The 15,551-nt window shown below is 59.2% G+C and carries 13 protein-coding genes; 7 read left to right on the forward strand and 6 right to left on the reverse strand.

The window, feature by feature from the left end:
- Positions 1 to 149: 149 nt before the first annotated feature.
- The 4 genes from AB6803_RS01845 (at position 150) to AB6803_RS01860 (ending at position 3,823) form a co-directional block, all read left to right on the forward strand.
- Positions 150 to 1,124 carry a hydrogen peroxide-inducible genes activator gene (locus tag AB6803_RS01845; RefSeq protein ID WP_371107255.1) on the forward strand — a complete coding sequence of 325 codons (975 nt, stop codon included), beginning with the start codon at positions 150 to 152 and terminating at the stop codon, positions 1,122 to 1,124.
- 235 nt (positions 1,125 to 1,359) lie between these two features.
- On the forward strand, positions 1,360 to 2,715 hold the full coding sequence (locus AB6803_RS01850) for a TadE/TadG family type IV pilus assembly protein (protein ID WP_371107256.1): 1,356 nt from the start codon (positions 1,360 to 1,362) through the stop codon (positions 2,713 to 2,715).
- Complete coding sequence (locus AB6803_RS01855; protein ID WP_371107257.1) at positions 2,712 to 3,242, forward strand: TadE/TadG family type IV pilus assembly protein; 531 nt, start codon at positions 2,712 to 2,714, stop codon at positions 3,240 to 3,242. Before AB6803_RS01850 ends, AB6803_RS01855 begins: the two co-directional genes overlap by 4 nt.
- Entirely contained in the window at positions 3,239 to 3,823 is a 585-nt protein-coding gene (locus AB6803_RS01860; protein WP_371107691.1) for a TadE/TadG family type IV pilus assembly protein, read from the forward strand. Before AB6803_RS01855 ends, AB6803_RS01860 begins: the two co-directional genes overlap by 4 nt.
- Positions 3,824 to 3,875: 52 nt before the next feature.
- On the opposite strand, the gene AB6803_RS01865 is transcribed toward AB6803_RS01860, so the two are convergent.
- The gene (locus AB6803_RS01865; RefSeq protein WP_371107258.1) at positions 3,876 to 5,039 is read right to left on the reverse strand and encodes a M20 aminoacylase family protein; all 1,164 of its coding nucleotides are present in this window, start codon (positions 5,037 to 5,039) and stop codon (positions 3,876 to 3,878) included.
- Between the two features lie 622 nt (positions 5,040 to 5,661).
- Between AB6803_RS01865 and AB6803_RS01870 the strand changes: the two genes are divergently transcribed.
- From AB6803_RS01870 to AB6803_RS01880, 3 genes are all read left to right on the forward strand, one after another.
- Positions 5,662 to 7,368, forward strand: coding sequence for a peptide ABC transporter substrate-binding protein (locus AB6803_RS01870; RefSeq protein WP_371107259.1), 1,707 nt, complete (start codon positions 5,662 to 5,664; stop codon positions 7,366 to 7,368).
- Between the two features lie 74 nt (positions 7,369 to 7,442).
- Positions 7,443 to 8,453, forward strand: coding sequence for an ABC transporter permease (locus AB6803_RS01875; RefSeq protein WP_371107260.1), 1,011 nt, complete (start codon positions 7,443 to 7,445; stop codon positions 8,451 to 8,453).
- Positions 8,446 to 9,366 carry an ABC transporter permease gene (locus AB6803_RS01880; protein WP_371107261.1) on the forward strand — a complete coding sequence of 307 codons (921 nt, stop codon included), beginning with the start codon at positions 8,446 to 8,448 and terminating at the stop codon, positions 9,364 to 9,366. The genes AB6803_RS01875 and AB6803_RS01880 overlap by 8 nt, the downstream gene beginning before the upstream one ends.
- 39 nt (positions 9,367 to 9,405) lie before the next feature.
- On the opposite strand, the gene AB6803_RS01885 is transcribed toward AB6803_RS01880, so the two are convergent.
- The 5 genes from AB6803_RS01885 to AB6803_RS01905 all read right to left on the reverse strand — a co-directional run bounded on the left by AB6803_RS01885 (position 9,406) and on the right by AB6803_RS01905 (position 15,544).
- Complete coding sequence (locus AB6803_RS01885; protein WP_371107262.1) at positions 9,406 to 10,152, reverse strand: GntR family transcriptional regulator; 747 nt, start codon at positions 10,150 to 10,152, stop codon at positions 9,406 to 9,408.
- Between the two features lie 58 nt (positions 10,153 to 10,210).
- A complete protein-coding gene (locus tag AB6803_RS01890) occupies positions 10,211 to 11,560 on the reverse strand; it encodes an aspartate aminotransferase family protein (RefSeq protein WP_371107263.1) in 1,350 nt (449 codons plus the stop codon).
- Entirely contained in the window at positions 11,557 to 12,633 is a 1,077-nt protein-coding gene (locus AB6803_RS01895) for a phosphotransferase (protein ID WP_371107264.1), read from the reverse strand. The genes AB6803_RS01890 and AB6803_RS01895 overlap by 4 nt, the downstream gene beginning before the upstream one ends.
- 114 nt (positions 12,634 to 12,747) lie before the next feature.
- Positions 12,748 to 14,175, reverse strand: coding sequence for an amidase (locus AB6803_RS01900; protein WP_371107265.1), 1,428 nt, complete (start codon positions 14,173 to 14,175; stop codon positions 12,748 to 12,750).
- A gap of 16 nt (positions 14,176 to 14,191) precedes the next feature.
- Entirely contained in the window at positions 14,192 to 15,544 is a 1,353-nt protein-coding gene (locus AB6803_RS01905) for an aspartate aminotransferase family protein (RefSeq protein WP_371107266.1), read from the reverse strand.
- Between the last annotated feature and the right edge of the window lie 7 nt (positions 15,545 to 15,551).

Below are 15,551 nucleotides of genomic sequence, written 5' to 3' on the forward strand. Positions count from 1 at the left end.
TCGATGAACTGCGCACTGTCAGCGACGATTATATGGGCCGCATATGACGCATATGACAATGACGCATCTCACCTCTGCTTCGAGCACTATATCCAAGCCTCATCATTAATTTAAGTTGGATTTTCTGATCGCGACGATAAGGTGGAGTTATGACAAATCTGACACTGAAACAGTTTCGCTATTTCGAGGCTTTGGCACGACAGGGCCATTTCGGACGCGCGGCCGATGCCTGCGCGATCTCGCAGCCCGCCTTGTCGATGCAGATCAAGGAACTGGAGGAAACGCTGGGCACGGAGCTCTTCGAAAGAGGCGCGCGTCAGGTCCGGCTGACCAGTTTCGGAGAGGCCTTTGCTCTGCGCGTGCGCGATATCCTGCGCTCGGTCGATGAGTTGGGCGATCTGGCGCGCGCATCGCAGGACCGGCTGGTGGGGCGGCTGCGGATCGGCATCATTCCAACAGTCGCGCCTTACCTGCTGCCCGCCATCATCGGCAATCTCACCCGCATGCATGACGGGCTTGAGATCCATGTGCGCGAGACGTTGACCTCGAAACTGGTCCAGGAGCTGGCGGAGGGCCGGCTCGATACGGCAATTGTCGCGTTGCCGGTCTCTGAACCTTCGCTGACCGAGGTTGCGTTGTTCTCGGAGAATTTCTTGCTGGTCCGGCCTGGCGAGGATGAAGGCAAGCCGGTGCCCAATCGTGAAGCGTTGCGTGAAATGAGGCTGCTTCTATTGGAGGAAGGGCACTGCTTCCGCGATCAGGCCCTGTCATTCTGCAATATACACTCGGCGCTGCCGCGGGAGCTGATGGACGGTAGTTCCCTGTCGACGCTGGTCCAGATGGTCAGCGCCGGCATCGGCGTCACCCTGATCCCGGAAATGGCGGTGGGGGTGGAGACGCGCTCGGCGTCTGTGTCGGTCGCTCGCTTCCAGACTGCCCAGCCGTCGCGAACGATCGGCATGATCTGGCGCAAGACAAGTCCGCTGGCCAAGCAGTTCCTGCAGATTTCCGAAGTCGTTCGCCAGTCGGCCGATGTCATGCGCGCGCAATATAATTCGGCAGCTTGGGCGCAAGAGCCTGGACCTGACGGCCATGGTATGCGGTTGGTGGGGGACAAAAGTTAAGCGGCCTTGGCAGCAGAGCACGCTCCGATAATATTTTTCAAATATCTAATTCTACTGGCGGATGATAAGTATATTTTATTACTAAGATACGTAATACGATAGAATGTACAAATTACGCAGAAAAATATTCATCGGCGTTGCAATTTTGTCCAGTCTTCATCGGAATCCATGAAAGATTAACTTTATTAAGCTCGTAATACCCATCACTTTTTCGTAATTTAAGTGTTGGTGGTTCTTGAAGCTGGATTATTTACATAGCCGATTTTTCGCAATATTTCGCGCGCTTGGACGGGAACGGGGCGGCAATGTCGCAATCGTCGTTGCCCTCACCATGGTGCCGATGCTCCTCGCGGTCGGTGCCAGCTTTGACTATATCCGCGCCTACAATGTCCGCCAGAGCATGCAGAGCGATCTCGACGCGGCCCTGATCGCCGCAGTCAAGAATGTCGACACCGGTGATACGGTCGCCCTCAAGCAAAAGGTTTCAGACTGGTTCCATGCGCAGACAGACAGCAACTACTCCCTTGGCGATATTCAAATCGATACGACCAACCATCGCATAACGGCGACGGCGAGCGGGACAGTCCCTACGACCTTGATGAAGATTGCCAATATCAATACCGTCCCCGTCAGCGTCGCAAGCGCCGTCAAGGGGCCGGCATCGTCCTACCTCAACGTCTATATCGTGATCGACAAATCCCCGTCGATGCTCCTGGCGGCGACAACCGCAGGTCAACAGGCCATGTATAACGGCATCGGGTGTCAGTTCGCCTGTCATACGGGCGATTCGCACACCATCGGTACCACAACGTATCCCGACAATTATTCCTATAGCGCGGAAAAGAAAATCAAGCTGCGCGCCGATGTTGCCGTAGACGCCGTTCATGAAGTGATCGACATGATCAATAGCTCTGACACCAATCATGAGCGGATCCGGGTCGGGTTGTATAGTCTGGGCGACACGATTACTGAAGTTCTGGCACCGACGCTGGACACGACAGCCGCGAGTAAACGGCTGGACGATCCAACAGCCGGCCTTACAAGCGCTACCTCGACGACCTATACCTATTTTGACGTCGCCCTCGCGGCACTAAAAAGTAAAGTCGGAACGGGCGGAGACGGCTCTTCCTCGGCGACACCGCTCAAATTGGTTCTCCTGCTGACGGACGGGGTCCAGTCGCAGCGCGAATGGGTGACCGATGGCGTGATCTGGAAAAACAACAAGCCGATATCTGGGCCATACTGGTACAAGGTCGCTCCGTTCAATCCGGACTGGTGCGCCAATATCAAAAAGCAGTCCGCCACCATGGCGGTTCTTTACACCGAATATCTGCCGATCACCACGGATTGGGGCTACAACGCAACCGTCGGCTCGACCATGGCGAGCGCCAATTGGAAAAGCACCTGGGGCGGCACGATGGATAGCGGCGTGCCAACCAGCATCACGCGGCGGGACTACATCCCCTATGCGCTGTCCGACTGTGCCTCCTCGAAGAGCCTGTTCATGTCGGCATCGTCTGCGACGGACATCACGAACGGCTTGTCGGCACTCTTCACGCAATATCTTGCCTCCGTTCGGCTGACCCAATGATGCGAGCTGGGCCGTTTGGATCGTTCCGTCGCCTCCTTGCTGACCGGAAAGGCGTGGCCGCGATCGAGTTTGCGCTCCTGGCGCTGCCGCTGTTCATGCTGCTCTTCGCGATCATCGAGATATCGGTGATGTTTTTCGTGAATTCCGCGATGGACGCATCGGTTCAGAAGATCTCCCGAATGATCCGCACTGGAGAGGTTGCTTCGTCTAAGATCACCCAAGCCGCTTTCAAGGCCGAAATCTGCGACGATATGCTTTTGGCGTTCAGCTGTTCCAGCAATCTCCTGGTCAAGGTCGATGTACTCTCAAACCTGTCATCCGCCACCAGCGCTAATCCCATTAATGCCAGCGGTAATCTTGCGGTGACCGAGACCTATAACATTGGCAAGGGTAGCGACTACATTCTGGTTCAGGCGTTTTTGCCCTGGGATGCCGTCGTCAACTTCTTCACCTTTTCGAGCAACAAGATGGCCGACGGCCGCTATCTGCTCGGATCCTCCGCTCTGTTCCGCAATGAGCCCTTCTGATCATGAAATGGAGCTTGCCCATCTATCGGTTTGCCGCATTCTGCCTTCGCCGTCTCGCGCGTGACCGGTCTGGAACGTCCGGAGTGGAATTCGCAATCGTTCTCCCGATCTTGCTGCTCCTGCTTGTAGGAACCGTCGATCTCGGCCATGCACTCACCGTCAGCCGGAAGATCGATGAGATCGCCTCCACCACCGGCGACATGATTTCCCAGCAAGGCACCTGGACGAAATCCGACGTCGCCAATATTCTCTCCGGTGCCAGCTTCATCCTGCAACCCTATGACACCACAGGGCTGACGATCACGGTTGCGGTGGATGACATCAGCAAAACCGGCAACGCCACGGTCAACTGGTCCGCCGCGCTCAATACCTCTGCCTTGACCTATGGGGCGGCAACGCCGATCGACGTTCCCTCGCAGATCAAGGAAACCGGCGTGCAGGTCGTGCTGACCCGTGTGCAATACACATTGACGACGCCTGTCTCGGCGCTGTTTGCAAGCTTCACGGGAACGAACGGCTACAGTTTCGACCGCCACTTCTTCAATCGGCCGAGGGCCGGGAACACGATCACCTACAAGTAGTGCAATCCGTCGCTGCCCCAGCGGGATTCCACAGCCTGATGGCGCTGGGACATCAGGCTGCGAGGGCTTTTTCGGCCATCGTCACCCAATAGCTGATGCCATAGGGCAGCACATCGTCGTTGAAGTCGTAAGCGGGATGGTGAAGGCCGGCGGTATCGCCGTTGCCGATGAAGATGAAGGCGCCGGGGCGGGATTCCAGCATATAGGAGAAATCCTCTGCTCCCATGCGCGGCGCCGTGTTGGCCTCGACGGCGGAAGTGCCTGCGACCGAGCCAGCGACGCCGATTGCGAATTCCGTTTCACTGTCGTGATTGACGGTGACCGGATAACCGCGATGGTAGTTGACATCAGCCGTTGCGCCGTGTGCCATCGCGGTCGCCTGCGCGACTTCCCTGATGCGTTTTTCGGCGAAGTCTCGCGTTTCGGGAAGAAGTGTGCGCACCGTTCCCGTCAGGGTGACGAAACTCGGAATGACATTATGGGCCGTGCCGCCATGGGTCGTGGTCACCGAGATGACCAGCGATTTCAGCGGATCCATTCCGCGCGAAACAATCGACTGCAGGGCAATCACCACATGGGCGGAGGCCAGCACCGGATCGATCGAGAGATGTGGGGCTGCGGCATGGCTGCCATTGCCGTTGATGGTGATTTCGAAACTGTCGGCGGCGGCCATCAGCGACCCCTTGCGGATCGCAAAATTGCCGACCGGGATGCCGGGCGAATTGTGCATGCCGTAGACTTCACTGATGCCGAATTTGTCCATCATGCCATCATCGAGCATGGCCAGCGCACCAGCGCCGCCTTCTTCGGCCGGCTGGAAGATCACTGCGACCGAGCCTTTGAAATTGCGGGTCTCCGCCAGATATTGCGCGGCGCCGAGAAGCATGGCGGTATGACCGTCATGGCCGCAGGAATGCGCCTTGCCCGGCACTTTTGATGCCCATGGTTTGCCACTGGTTTCCGTGATCGGAAGGGCGTCCATGTCGGCGCGGAAGCCGATCGTCGGCCCATCGCCATGCCTGCCCTTGATGATGCCGACCACACCGGTTTTGCCAAGGCCGGTCTCGACGATATCGCAGCCGAAGGCTTTCAATTTCTCCGCGACGAAGCTCGATGTCTCGTAGACATCGTAGAGCAGCTCCGGCGTCTCATGCAAATGGCGCCGCCAGCCGGCAACTTCTTCCTGCATTTCGGCGGCACGATTCAATATCGGCATGGTCTGTCCTCATTCGTCCGGGTCCAGGGAGATATGGCGGTATATTGCGCTGTGGAAATCTGATTTTGCAAGCTTCAACTTTCATTCTTGAACGAAAAATAGGCCTGTGCTTAGATGGCTCAAAATTTGAGCATCGCCTTTGACGCGCGTGCCGATAAACGGGAACAATGACGGCGGGCCGTGGCCAAAGGGAATTTCAGCGCACATAAATGGTCGGGTTCTGATTGGAAAAGAACTGGGCAATTTCAGGAGGTTATCATTCTTTCGATTTGCGAAGATCCGGTGACGACCGCCGATGGCCCGCGCCTGAATCATTCGGGACGACCAAGGCGAGCAAAGCTCCGTGAGGTCGCGAAACCGTTGGTGCACAACGCCTTCCAGGGCCGTCGGCGGCGCTTGCCGCTGCAAAACCACCGTCCCGTTCCATCATTCAACTTGAAATCGACGAGCGGTGCGAGATCGGCCTGTGGCGGGCCGAATTCAGGCTCTCGATTGCACAAATTCGTGTGCCCATACAGCCTTTCGGCCTGTGGTGCTCTCGGAAATGAGCCTTTGCGCCGCGGCATATGGGAAACGCTGCGTCGATAATTCAACACACAAAAATCACATAGGGGAAATCAAGATGAAGAGACGCAATATCCTTCTTGCCAGCGTGGTTGCGGCATTCGCCATGGCTGGCTCCGCCGCCCATGCCGAGCGCGGCAGCGACGGCGATTTGAAGATCCTGTTCTGGCAGGCTGTTTCGACGCTCAACCCATATCTCTCGGGCGGAACCAAGGAAGTCTACAGCTCGTCCATGGTCATCGAACCGCTGGCGCGTTACGACGAAACGGGCAAGCTCGTGCCGACTCTGGTGACGGAAATCCCGACTTTGGAAAACGGCGGCATCTCGTCGGATATGACGAGCATGGTCTGGAAGTTGAAGCCGGATGTCAAATGGTCCGATGGCACGGACTTCACGGCCGACGATGTGGTGTTCACATGGAAATATTGCACGGCGCCGGATGGCGGCTGCGCGCAGAAGGCGCAGTATGAAGGCATCAAGTCGGTGGAAGCCGTGGATCCGCACACCGTCAAGATGACCTTCACCGAGCCGAAATATTACCCCTATGGCGCCTTTGTCGGTGGCCAGTCGCCTATCATCCAGAAGGCGCAGTTCAAGGATTGCGTCGGCGCCGCGGCACCCGGCTGCACATCCGCCAATTTCGGCCCGATCGGCACCGGTCCCTTCGTCGTCAAGGAGTTCAAGCCGAACGACGTCATCAGCTTCGTAGCCAACAAGAATTATCGCGATCCGGCCAAGCCTGCTTTCGCTACGGCAACGCTTAAGGGCGGCGGTGACGCTGTGTCCGCGGCCCGCGCGGTGCTTGAGACCGGCGAATATGATTATGCCTGGAACATGCAGGTCGAGCCTGAAGTTCTTGCAACCATGCTGGCCGCCGGCAAGGGCGACCTTGTGACAGCCTTCGGCACGCAGGTCGAACGTATCAACATCAACCACTACGCCGTCGATCCGTCGCTCGGCGACAAGCGCTCGACCAAGCAGGCCGGCCCGCATCCGTCATTGTCGGACCCGGCCGTTCGCCGTGCATTGTCGATGGCGATCGATCGCGACGTCATTAACGAGGCCGGTTATGGTGCTGCAGGCAAGCCGACCTGCAATATCGTGCCTGGTCCCGAGGTCTATGCCTCGACGGCGAATGACTGGTGCCTGAAGCCGGATGTCGATGGCGCCAACAAGCTTCTCGACGAAGCCGGATGGGTCAAAGGCTCGGACGGCATCCGCGCCAAGAACGGCGTGAAGCTTTCCTTCCTCTACCAGACGTCGACCAACTCCGTGCGCCAGGCCACGCAGGCGCTGGTGAAGGATATGTGGGCACAGATCGGCGTTGCTGCGGAACTGCGCAACATCAGCGCCTCCGTCTTCTTCGGCGGCGATCCCGCCAGCCCGGATACGTTCCAGAAGTTCTATGCCGACGTGGAAATGTATACCAACAACTTCGACGGCACCGATCCTGAAAAATACCTGGCGGAATGGCTGTGCAACAAGATTCCCGCCCCCGAAAACGGCTGGCAGGGGCAGAACATGCCGCGCTACTGCAACCCGGACTATGACAAGCTCGTCACCGAATTGTCGAAGACAGCCGATCTCGCCAAGCGCGCGGAAATCGCCAAGAAAGCCAATGATATGCTGACGGAAGAGGGCGCCCATATCCCGCTCATCTACCGTGGCCAGGTTTCGGCGCGTTCCGCGACACTTGAGGGTGTCAGAATGAACGCTTGGGATTCCGAACTTTGGAACGTCGCTGACTGGTCCCGCAAGAAGTAAGACGCGGAGGACGCCGGCTTCGTCTTCGAGCGAGGCCGGCGTCTTACGTCGCCTGAAGGTCTGGAGACTTTCCGATGTTTAAGTTTACCCTGCGGCGGCTGTTTTTTGCCGTGCCGACATTGCTTGTTATCAGCTTTGTTATTTTCACTCTTCTCGACCTCGCGCCCAACAATCCGACCGGCGACCTGCCATTGACGATCCCGCCGGAGGTCCGTGAGCAGATCCGAGCGGCGCTTGGTCTCGATCAGCCCTTCTTGATCCGCTATCTTAGATGGCTGTATCAATTCTTCGTCAACGAGCCGCTGAATATTCTCGAACAGATCACCGGCTGGCAGTTCGGCGACGGCCATAGATTGCGGGTGCTCTCATGGGCAACGCGCAGCCCGGTGGTCGATCTTGTCGTCCAGCGCATGCCGCAAACGCTGTGGGTCGTAGGCCTCTCCTACCTCTTCGGCGTGTTACTGGCGATCCCGATCGGCGTTCTCTCCGCCTACAAGCAATATTCGATCTTCGATCAGATCGGCACATTCATCTCCATGGTCGGGTATTCGGTGCCGACCTTCTTCACCGGCGTGCTGCTGATCGTCGTCTTCAGCTCCTATCTGCACTGGTTCCCATCGGTCTACGACACCAACCTGCGCGTGACGGACTGGTCCAGCCTCATGGCACAGATCAAGCAGATGTTCCTGCCGGTCATGGTGCTGACGCTCTACAACGTTTCGCATATCAGCCGCTTCGTGCGCGCCTCCATGCTCGACAACCTGCATCAGGATTATGTCCGTACCGCGCGCGCCAAGGGCGTCAAGGAAAAGACCGTGCTTCTGGTCCACGTGCTGCGCAACAGCCTGATACCGGTCGTAACCGTCATCGCGCTCGGGGTGCCGACGATTTTTTCCGGCGCCATCATCACCGAGCAGGTCTTTCGGGTGAACGGCCTTGGCCAGCTTTTGATCGTGGCCGTGCAGGGCGGGGATATCCCCATGGTTCAGACCCTGACCTTCATCTTTGCGGTGCTGATCGTTCTCTTCAATCTGATTGCCGACGTGCTTTACGGCATTCTTGACCCGAGGATCCGCTATGACTGACGTAACAGCAATCCCGACGACGGCCTTGACCGCGCCGCCACGCTCGCTCATGGCCGCCACATGGCGGCAATTCCGGGCTCATAAAGGTGGCTTTGCGGGCCTGATCGTTTTCATAGTCATCCTGCTGGTCGTCTATGTCGGTCCGTTCATCCACAGCGTCGATCCGAATAAGATCGACATTCGCGCCAAGAACCAGGGACCTTCCCTCCTTCACCCCTTCGGCACAGACAATCTTGGCCATGACATGCTGGCGCAGGTGATGGCAGGTGGACGCATCTCGCTGGCGGTCGGCATCACCGCCATGCTGCTGGCGCTTCTTCTCGGGACATTGGTCGGCGTAACATCGGGCTATTTTCGACGTCTCGACGGACCTCTGATGCGGCTGACGGATCTGTTTCTGGCGCTTCCGCTTCTGCCTCTGCTACTGGTCATCATCATGCTGTTCCGCGACACGCTCCGCTCCTATTTCGGCCCGGAAACCGGAATTTTTATCCTGATCGTCTTTGTCATCGGCGTCACGAGCTGGATGCATACCGCTCGCATCGTGCGTGGCGATGTGCTGGCGGTGAAACGGCTGGATTTCGTCATGGCGGCCAAAAGCAGCGGCATGCGAGAATACCGGATCATCCTGAAGCACATTCTGCCGAATGTCATGAGCTCGATCATGGTGTCGGCGACGCTTGGCATTGCTTCCGCGATTATCACCGAATCCGCGCTGAGCTTTCTGGGTCTCGGCTTCCCGTCGGATTTTCCGACATGGGGGCGCCTCCTTTTCGATGGCGCAAGCTTCCTGCAGATCACGCCATCCCGCGTGTTGTGGCCCGGACTTGCCATTTCGCTGACGGTGCTGAGCGTCAACTATCTCGGCGATGCGGTTCGCGATGCGCTCGATCCGCGGATGCTGAAGAACTGATGAGAGGAAGACCTTGTAGAGGTTGTGTGGAAGCAGCCTCTACCCCCTCGGCGTCAACAGTGCGTCGAGAATGCCAGCGTTTTCTTCCTGCACGACGATGCCGGGATCTTCTGCCACGACGAAGGCCAGGACCTGTTCGATATCGTCGAGATGCTGGCGCAATAGCCTGTAGGCCTCGTCCTCGTTATGTGCGCGGATGGCCTCGTAGATAGCGCGATGCTCTTCCACGACCTCGTCGAAATAGCCTGACTTCGGATAAGCGCGGCGGCGGACGCGGTCGAGCTGGCCGGTGGCGTTGCGGATCGTGTGCCAGACGTTGGGAAAGCCCGCAGCCCTGCTGACCAACTGATGAAAGGCATTATCGACGGAAAAGGCCTCGTCGTAGTCCTGCCGCTTGGCAGCATCCCCCTGCAGGAACATCAGGAGATCGAAATCCTTATCGAAGACCGGATCATAGGTCCTGGCGGCTAGGCGGACCATGCGCAGTTCCAGGCTGGAGCGGACGATCTGCCCTTCGATGACGCCGCGAACGGAGATCTTGCTGATGAAGGTGCCGCCGCTCGGAACGACATTCACAAGGCCTTCCTGGGCGAGCCGCAGCACGGCTTCACGCATAGGCGTTCGGGAGATGCCGAGCTTCGCACAGGTCTCCTTCTCGCTCAGCATGGTCCCCGGTTCGAGGGCCATGGTGATGATGGCGTCGCGGATGGCGTTGTAGGCCCACTGTGCTTTTGGCTGACCGTTGCCGTCAGGCCGCAGCTCGGACCGCTTGATGCGTGCATTCACCCGGAATGATCTCCTCTCCCTGGCATTTTTATCCCCCGGTTGGACCCGGTATGGTCTTTCATACAATGTCTGCGAGCACGCTCTCCAGCGTTTCCAGAAAGATATCGGCGTGTTTACGCGAAAATGGCAAGGGCGGCCGGATTTTCAGAACGTTTCCGTGGATTCCGGCAGCACTGATCAGCACGCGGCGATCGCGAAGTCCGTTGACGACCGCCAGCGCCAGCGCGCCGTCCGGTGTTCGGCTTTCGCGGTCCTTGACGAATTCCAGCCCGAGGAACAGGCCGGCGCCCCTGACATCGCCGATGCAGGCGAACGTCCCTTGCAGCGCCCGCATACCCGTCAGCATATATTCGCCAGTGGCGGCGACGTTCTCCATCAGCTTCTCGTCGCGGATGACATCCAGCACGGCGCTTGCCGCGGCGATCGAGACATGATTGGCGCCGAAGGTGTTGAAATAGCGGACATCCTTGCCGAACCGCTCCTGGATCTCGGCCTTCATCACGGCGGCGGCAATCGGCATGCCATTGCCCATCGGTTTGCCCATCACGGCGATGTCCGGCACGATCCCATGGCGCATGAAGCCCCACATATGCGAGCCGGTGCGACCAAAGCCCGGCTGGACCTCATCGGCGATATAAAGCGCGTCGGCCTCATGGACCACTTCCAACGTCTTCTGCAGGAAGCCTTCCGGATCGGGCAGGATGCCATCCGTCGAAAAGATGCTGTCAGCAATGAAGGCGGCGGGGCGGATGCCGTGGCGGCGCATGAAGGCGATTGCCTTGCTCACGTCTTCGGCAAGCGCGTCCGCCACGTCGCGGCCTTCGGCGCGATAGGCATCCGGCGCGGGAACCGTGATGACGTGCGGACCGAGGGGAACGCCCGAGCCCAGCGACGGTGAAATCTCAACGGCGGCAGCGGTGACGCCGTGATAGGCGTTCTCGGTGATGATGATACCCGTTCCGCCGGTATAGTGGCGGGCAATGCGCAGGGCCAGATCGACCGCCTCGCTGCCGGTGCAGGTATACATTACCCGCTCGATTTCATCCGGGAAGGTGGCCAGCAAGCGCTCGGAATAGTCGAGGATGGTGTCGTCCAGATACCGCGTGTGGGTGTTGAGGATGGCTGCCTGCCGGGCAATCGCTTCCACGACGCGCGGATGGCAGTGGCCGACGGAGGGCACGTTGTTGTAGACATCGAGGTGTGCCTCGCCATCGGCGTCGTAGAGCCATACGCCCTCGGCCCGCACCAGATGTAGCGGATTGTCGTAGAACAGCCGGTAGGACGGCCCGAGCAGAGCCTGACGGCGTTCCACCATCCGGCGTTCGCGTTCGGGCAAGGTGGCCAGTTTCGTTGCGTCGAAACCGTTGATCATGCTGGGAGCAGTCGGTGCGGTTTTAGGCGAGGTCATGGCTTCCGGTTTCCTTGCTGGCAGGCAGCGGTAAGCCGCGCGACGATTGTTTCGGTCGGAATGGCGTCAAGGCGGGCGAATTGTGCCCAGACCGTCGGGCTGTTTCGAACATAGAAATCCCGGTTTTCGGGGAAAAGCCCGGCCCGCCACTGTGGAATGGCAAGGCGCATGACCATACGGGTGAGGATGGCGGGATAGAGCACCGCAATCTCCTGTTCGCTCAGGCTGACAAGCGTCGAATATTCCGTGAGGAAATCGCAGATGGCCTCGACAGGTTCGGTAGCGTCGCCCATCTGGTAGGCGGCCCCAACGGCGACATCGAACACCCTGGGCGCATGTACCATGTCGCCGAAATCGATAATGCCGCTGATCGTCTCCGGTGTTTTGGGATCGACGAGGATGTTTTCCATGTTGAAATCATTATGCACCACCTGCGCGGGCAGCGAGGCCATGACGGGCATGATCTGTTTTTCGAAATTGTCCATTGCCGCTTCAAGCCGGCGGCGTTGTACCGGATCGGTAAAGACCGGCAGCAGATCGCGCACGCCGAGGGCGTGCTGCATATCCCATGTGATGCGGTGCCCGGCCGCCGGATGCGTGAAGCTGGAAAGTGCTATCTGCATACGCGCCAGCAGCGCACCGACATTGCGGCGTTGTCTCGGCGAATGCGATGCAGCCTTCTGGGCGATGCCCGGCAGGAAGGTCACCATCCGCACGCCGCGTGTGCCGCCGTCCGCGTCGGTCATGCGGAAGTCCGCCTCTCCATCCAGCGTGCGGATGATGCGCTGCACGGGGATGCCGGGATCGACAGCCTCGACATGCAGTAGCGCCTGGCTGTGCATCGAGGTCATGCCGGGATCTTCGGCGGGATTGAGAACCTTGAAGAGATAGTCCCGTCCGTCCGCCAGCGTCAGCCGATAATTCGAATCCTTTTCTCCCCACAGCCATTCGACATGGCCGTCCAGCCCATATTTGTCGCGGGCGATGGCTTCGGCTTCATCGGCGGGCACGGCTGCCGCGCCCGTTTTCAGTTCGGCACCGATCCCGGCATCGCGGGTGGAACTGTGCAACATGGGTTTCCTCTGTTTTCTTGTGTGTTCTGGGTCAGGCGCGGATGCCCCACATCCGCGCCCGACCGGCCTTCCTCTCCAGGATTGTGAAAGGGAAGTCTGTCTGCTGAAATACCACTATAGCGCGCGAGGTGCCGAAGGGAATTTTTCCGGAAAAGCCGCCTGATAGGCGGCGGCGAGTTTCAGCACGATGTCGTCACGATAGCGCGGGCCGACGAATTGCAGCCCGATCGGCAAGCCGCCGGCGTCGAAGCCGCAGGGTACCGAAACGGCCGGCTGTCCCGTCATGTTGAAGGGATAGGTGAAGGGTGACCAGTCCGACCAATCCTTGCCTTCGATGCCGCCAGGAAAATCGACGCCGGCCTCGATGGCTGTCGTCGGCATGGTGGGCAGCATGAGCGCATCATATGTCTCGTGGAACTGCGCCATCCTCACCTTGAGATCGGCCCGCACCTGTTCCGCGATTACATAGTCGATGGCGGTCAAGGCGCTGCCCTTGGCGTGAATGCGCAAGAGGCCGGGATCCATTAGCTTTTTCTGTTCCTCGGTCGGATTGGCAAGATCCACCGTCCGCGCCTCCGCCGCATACCAGAGCGCCAGCAGCGCGTCCTGCGGATTGGAGAAAACGGGATCGACCTCCTCGACAATGGCGCCCATCTCGGCCAGGCGGGATGCCGCCTGCTCGATGGCAGCGGCGACATCCGGCTGGACTTGCGCGTAGCCGAGATTACGGCTGTAGCCGATCTTCAGCCCCTGGACGTCGGCGTCTGTTATGGCTTGCCGCCAGTTCGGAACCGGCGTCGGGCAGTAGCCATACATGGCATCGGCTGTCGGACCGGTGGTGGCATTAAGGAACAGCGTGGCGTCCTCGACGGTGCGTGTCAGCGGGCCGCGATGGGCAAGTTCGAACAGCGGCGAGGGCGTATCGGACGGTATCCAGCCATAGGTGGGCTTGATGCCGAAGACGCCGCAGAAAGATGCGGGAATGCGGATCGATCCGGCACCGTCGGAGCCCTCATGCAGCACGCCCATATTGAGCGCGGCAGCAACCGCCGCGCCGCCCGATGACCCACCGGAGGCACGATCGGTGCGCCATGGATTGAGCGTGTTGCCGAATGCCGGGCCGTGGGTGACGCCCTTCCAGCCGAATTCCGGTGAGGTGGTGGTGCCGAGAATGGTGGCGCCGGCGCCGCGCAGGCGTTTCATGATCAGGAATTCCTTGTCGGAAGGTTCCTTCGATCCGAGCGCCGAGCCGCGCCGCCAAGGTATGCCTTTGACCGGCGTCAGCTCCTTGATGGTGGTCGGAGCGCCGTCGATGGTGCTGAGAGGCGCGCCTTTCTGCCAACGAGCTTCCGATTCCCTGGCGGCTGCCAGCGCCATCTCCGGCACGACATAGGCAAAGGCATTGACCGACGGATTGAAGCGCTCGATACGTTCGAGCGAAGCCTTGGCTGCTTCCACTGGGGAAGCCCGTCCGGATGCGAAAAGCGCGGAGAGTTCCGCCGAACTCATCTCGCCGAGATCTGTTTTGACCGATGTATCCATGTTTACCAAATCCCCATCAGGCTCTTGTTTTGGCGACCGTGTCGAGCGCGCGGCCGACGGCATTGAACATGTCGTCGATCTGCTCGGCGGTGATGATCAGTGGCGGGCAGAAGCAAAGCGCTTCGCCGATGTTGCGCGAGATCACACCCTCTTCCTCAAGAGCCGCCGAAACGGCCGCCGCCGCATCGCCGGGCTTGGCGTCGCCCCATGGTTTGATTTCCAGCGCGCCGATCAGTCCGACGCCGCGTGACGAATGCGCCAATGGGTGTTTTGCAAGCTCCGCAAGACGGCCGAGGAATTTCTCCTCAAGCCGAGCGGCATTGCCGACCAGATCGCGCTCCTGAATGATCTTCAGGTTTTCAAGGCCGACCGCCGTTGCAACCGGATGCCCCGAAGCCGTGAAGCCATGGCCGAACACGCCGATACGGTCGGATTCGTCGGCGATTGGCTGATAGAAGGCATCGTTCATGATGATCGCCGAAAGCGGCATGTAGGAGGACGAGATCTGTTTCGAGACGATCAGCACGTCCGGCTTGATATCGTAGGTCTCGCAGGCAAACATCTTGCCGGTACGGCCGAAACCGCAGATCACCTCGTCGGCGACGAGCAGGATATCGTATTTATTCAGGATCGCCTGAACACCTTCCCAGTAGCCGGCCGGAGGAACCAGAACGCCACCGGCACCCATGACGGGTTCGCCCCAGAAGGCGGCGATGGTCTCGGGACCTTCCTTGAGGATCAGCTCTTCCAGATCGTTCAGGATCCGAGCTGTGAAATCGGTTTCGCTCTCGCCGTCCTTTCCGAAATGCACATAGGAGGGGCAGGACGTGTGGACCATCCGGTCGAGCGGCAGGTCGAAGCTTTCGTGGTTGCGCGGCAGGCCGGTGATCGAGGCAGCAGCGATCGTGACGCCGTGATAGCCCTTGATGCGGCCGATGATCTTCTTCTTGTCCTTGTTGCCGAGCGCGTTGGAGCGATACCAGACCATCTTGCAGGCGAGGTCGTTGGCCTCGGAGCCGGAGGAGGTGAAGTGAACCTTCGACATCGGTACCGGCGCGATCTTGATGAGCAGTTCGGCAAGATCGATCGAGGGGCCGTGCGTCTTGTAGGAGAAGGTGTGATAGTAGGGCAGCTTCTCCATCTGGGCCTTGGCGACGTCCGCCAGGCGCTTCTCGCCGAAGCCGAGCGCGACCGACCATAGGCCGGCCATGCCCTCGATATAGCGCTTGCCGTTGTTGTCGGTGACATAGATGCCGTCGCCGGATTCGATCACCAGACCGCCGGTTTTTTCATATTTGCGCAGGTTTACGTTGGGATGCATCTGATAGGCGATGTCCCGGCCTTCGATGGAATTGGACACGATACGCATGTGCAGT

Source organism: Rhizobium sp. RCC_161_2 (assembly GCF_041355235.1).
Taxonomy (GTDB): domain Bacteria; phylum Pseudomonadota; class Alphaproteobacteria; order Rhizobiales; family Rhizobiaceae; genus Rhizobium.

What these genes read in the sequence shown, in the direction of transcription:
- AB6803_RS01845 (WP_371107255.1), top strand. Translation starts at nt 150, where the DNA reads ATGACAAATCTGACACTGAAACAGTTTCGCTATTTCGAGGCTTTGGCA.
- AB6803_RS01855 (WP_371107257.1), top strand. Translation starts at nt 2,712, where the DNA reads ATGATGCGAGCTGGGCCGTTTGGATCGTTCCGTCGCCTCCTTGCTGAC.
- AB6803_RS01865 (WP_371107258.1), bottom strand. Translation starts at nt 5,039, where the DNA reads ATGCCGATATTGAATCGTGCCGCCGAAATGCAGGAAGAAGTTGCCGGC.
- AB6803_RS01870 (WP_371107259.1), top strand. Translation starts at nt 5,662, where the DNA reads ATGAAGAGACGCAATATCCTTCTTGCCAGCGTGGTTGCGGCATTCGCC.
- AB6803_RS01875 (WP_371107260.1), top strand. Translation starts at nt 7,443, where the DNA reads ATGTTTAAGTTTACCCTGCGGCGGCTGTTTTTTGCCGTGCCGACATTG.
- AB6803_RS01880 (WP_371107261.1), top strand. Translation starts at nt 8,446, where the DNA reads ATGACTGACGTAACAGCAATCCCGACGACGGCCTTGACCGCGCCGCCA.
- AB6803_RS01890 (WP_371107263.1), bottom strand. Translation starts at nt 11,560, where the DNA reads ATGACCTCGCCTAAAACCGCACCGACTGCTCCCAGCATGATCAACGGT.
- AB6803_RS01895 (WP_371107264.1), bottom strand. Translation starts at nt 12,633, where the DNA reads ATGTTGCACAGTTCCACCCGCGATGCCGGGATCGGTGCCGAACTGAAA.
- AB6803_RS01900 (WP_371107265.1), bottom strand. Translation starts at nt 14,175, where the DNA reads ATGGATACATCGGTCAAAACAGATCTCGGCGAGATGAGTTCGGCGGAA.
- AB6803_RS01905 (WP_371107266.1), bottom strand. Translation starts at nt 15,544, where the DNA reads ATGCGTATCGTGTCCAATTCCATCGAAGGCCGGGACATCGCCTATCAG.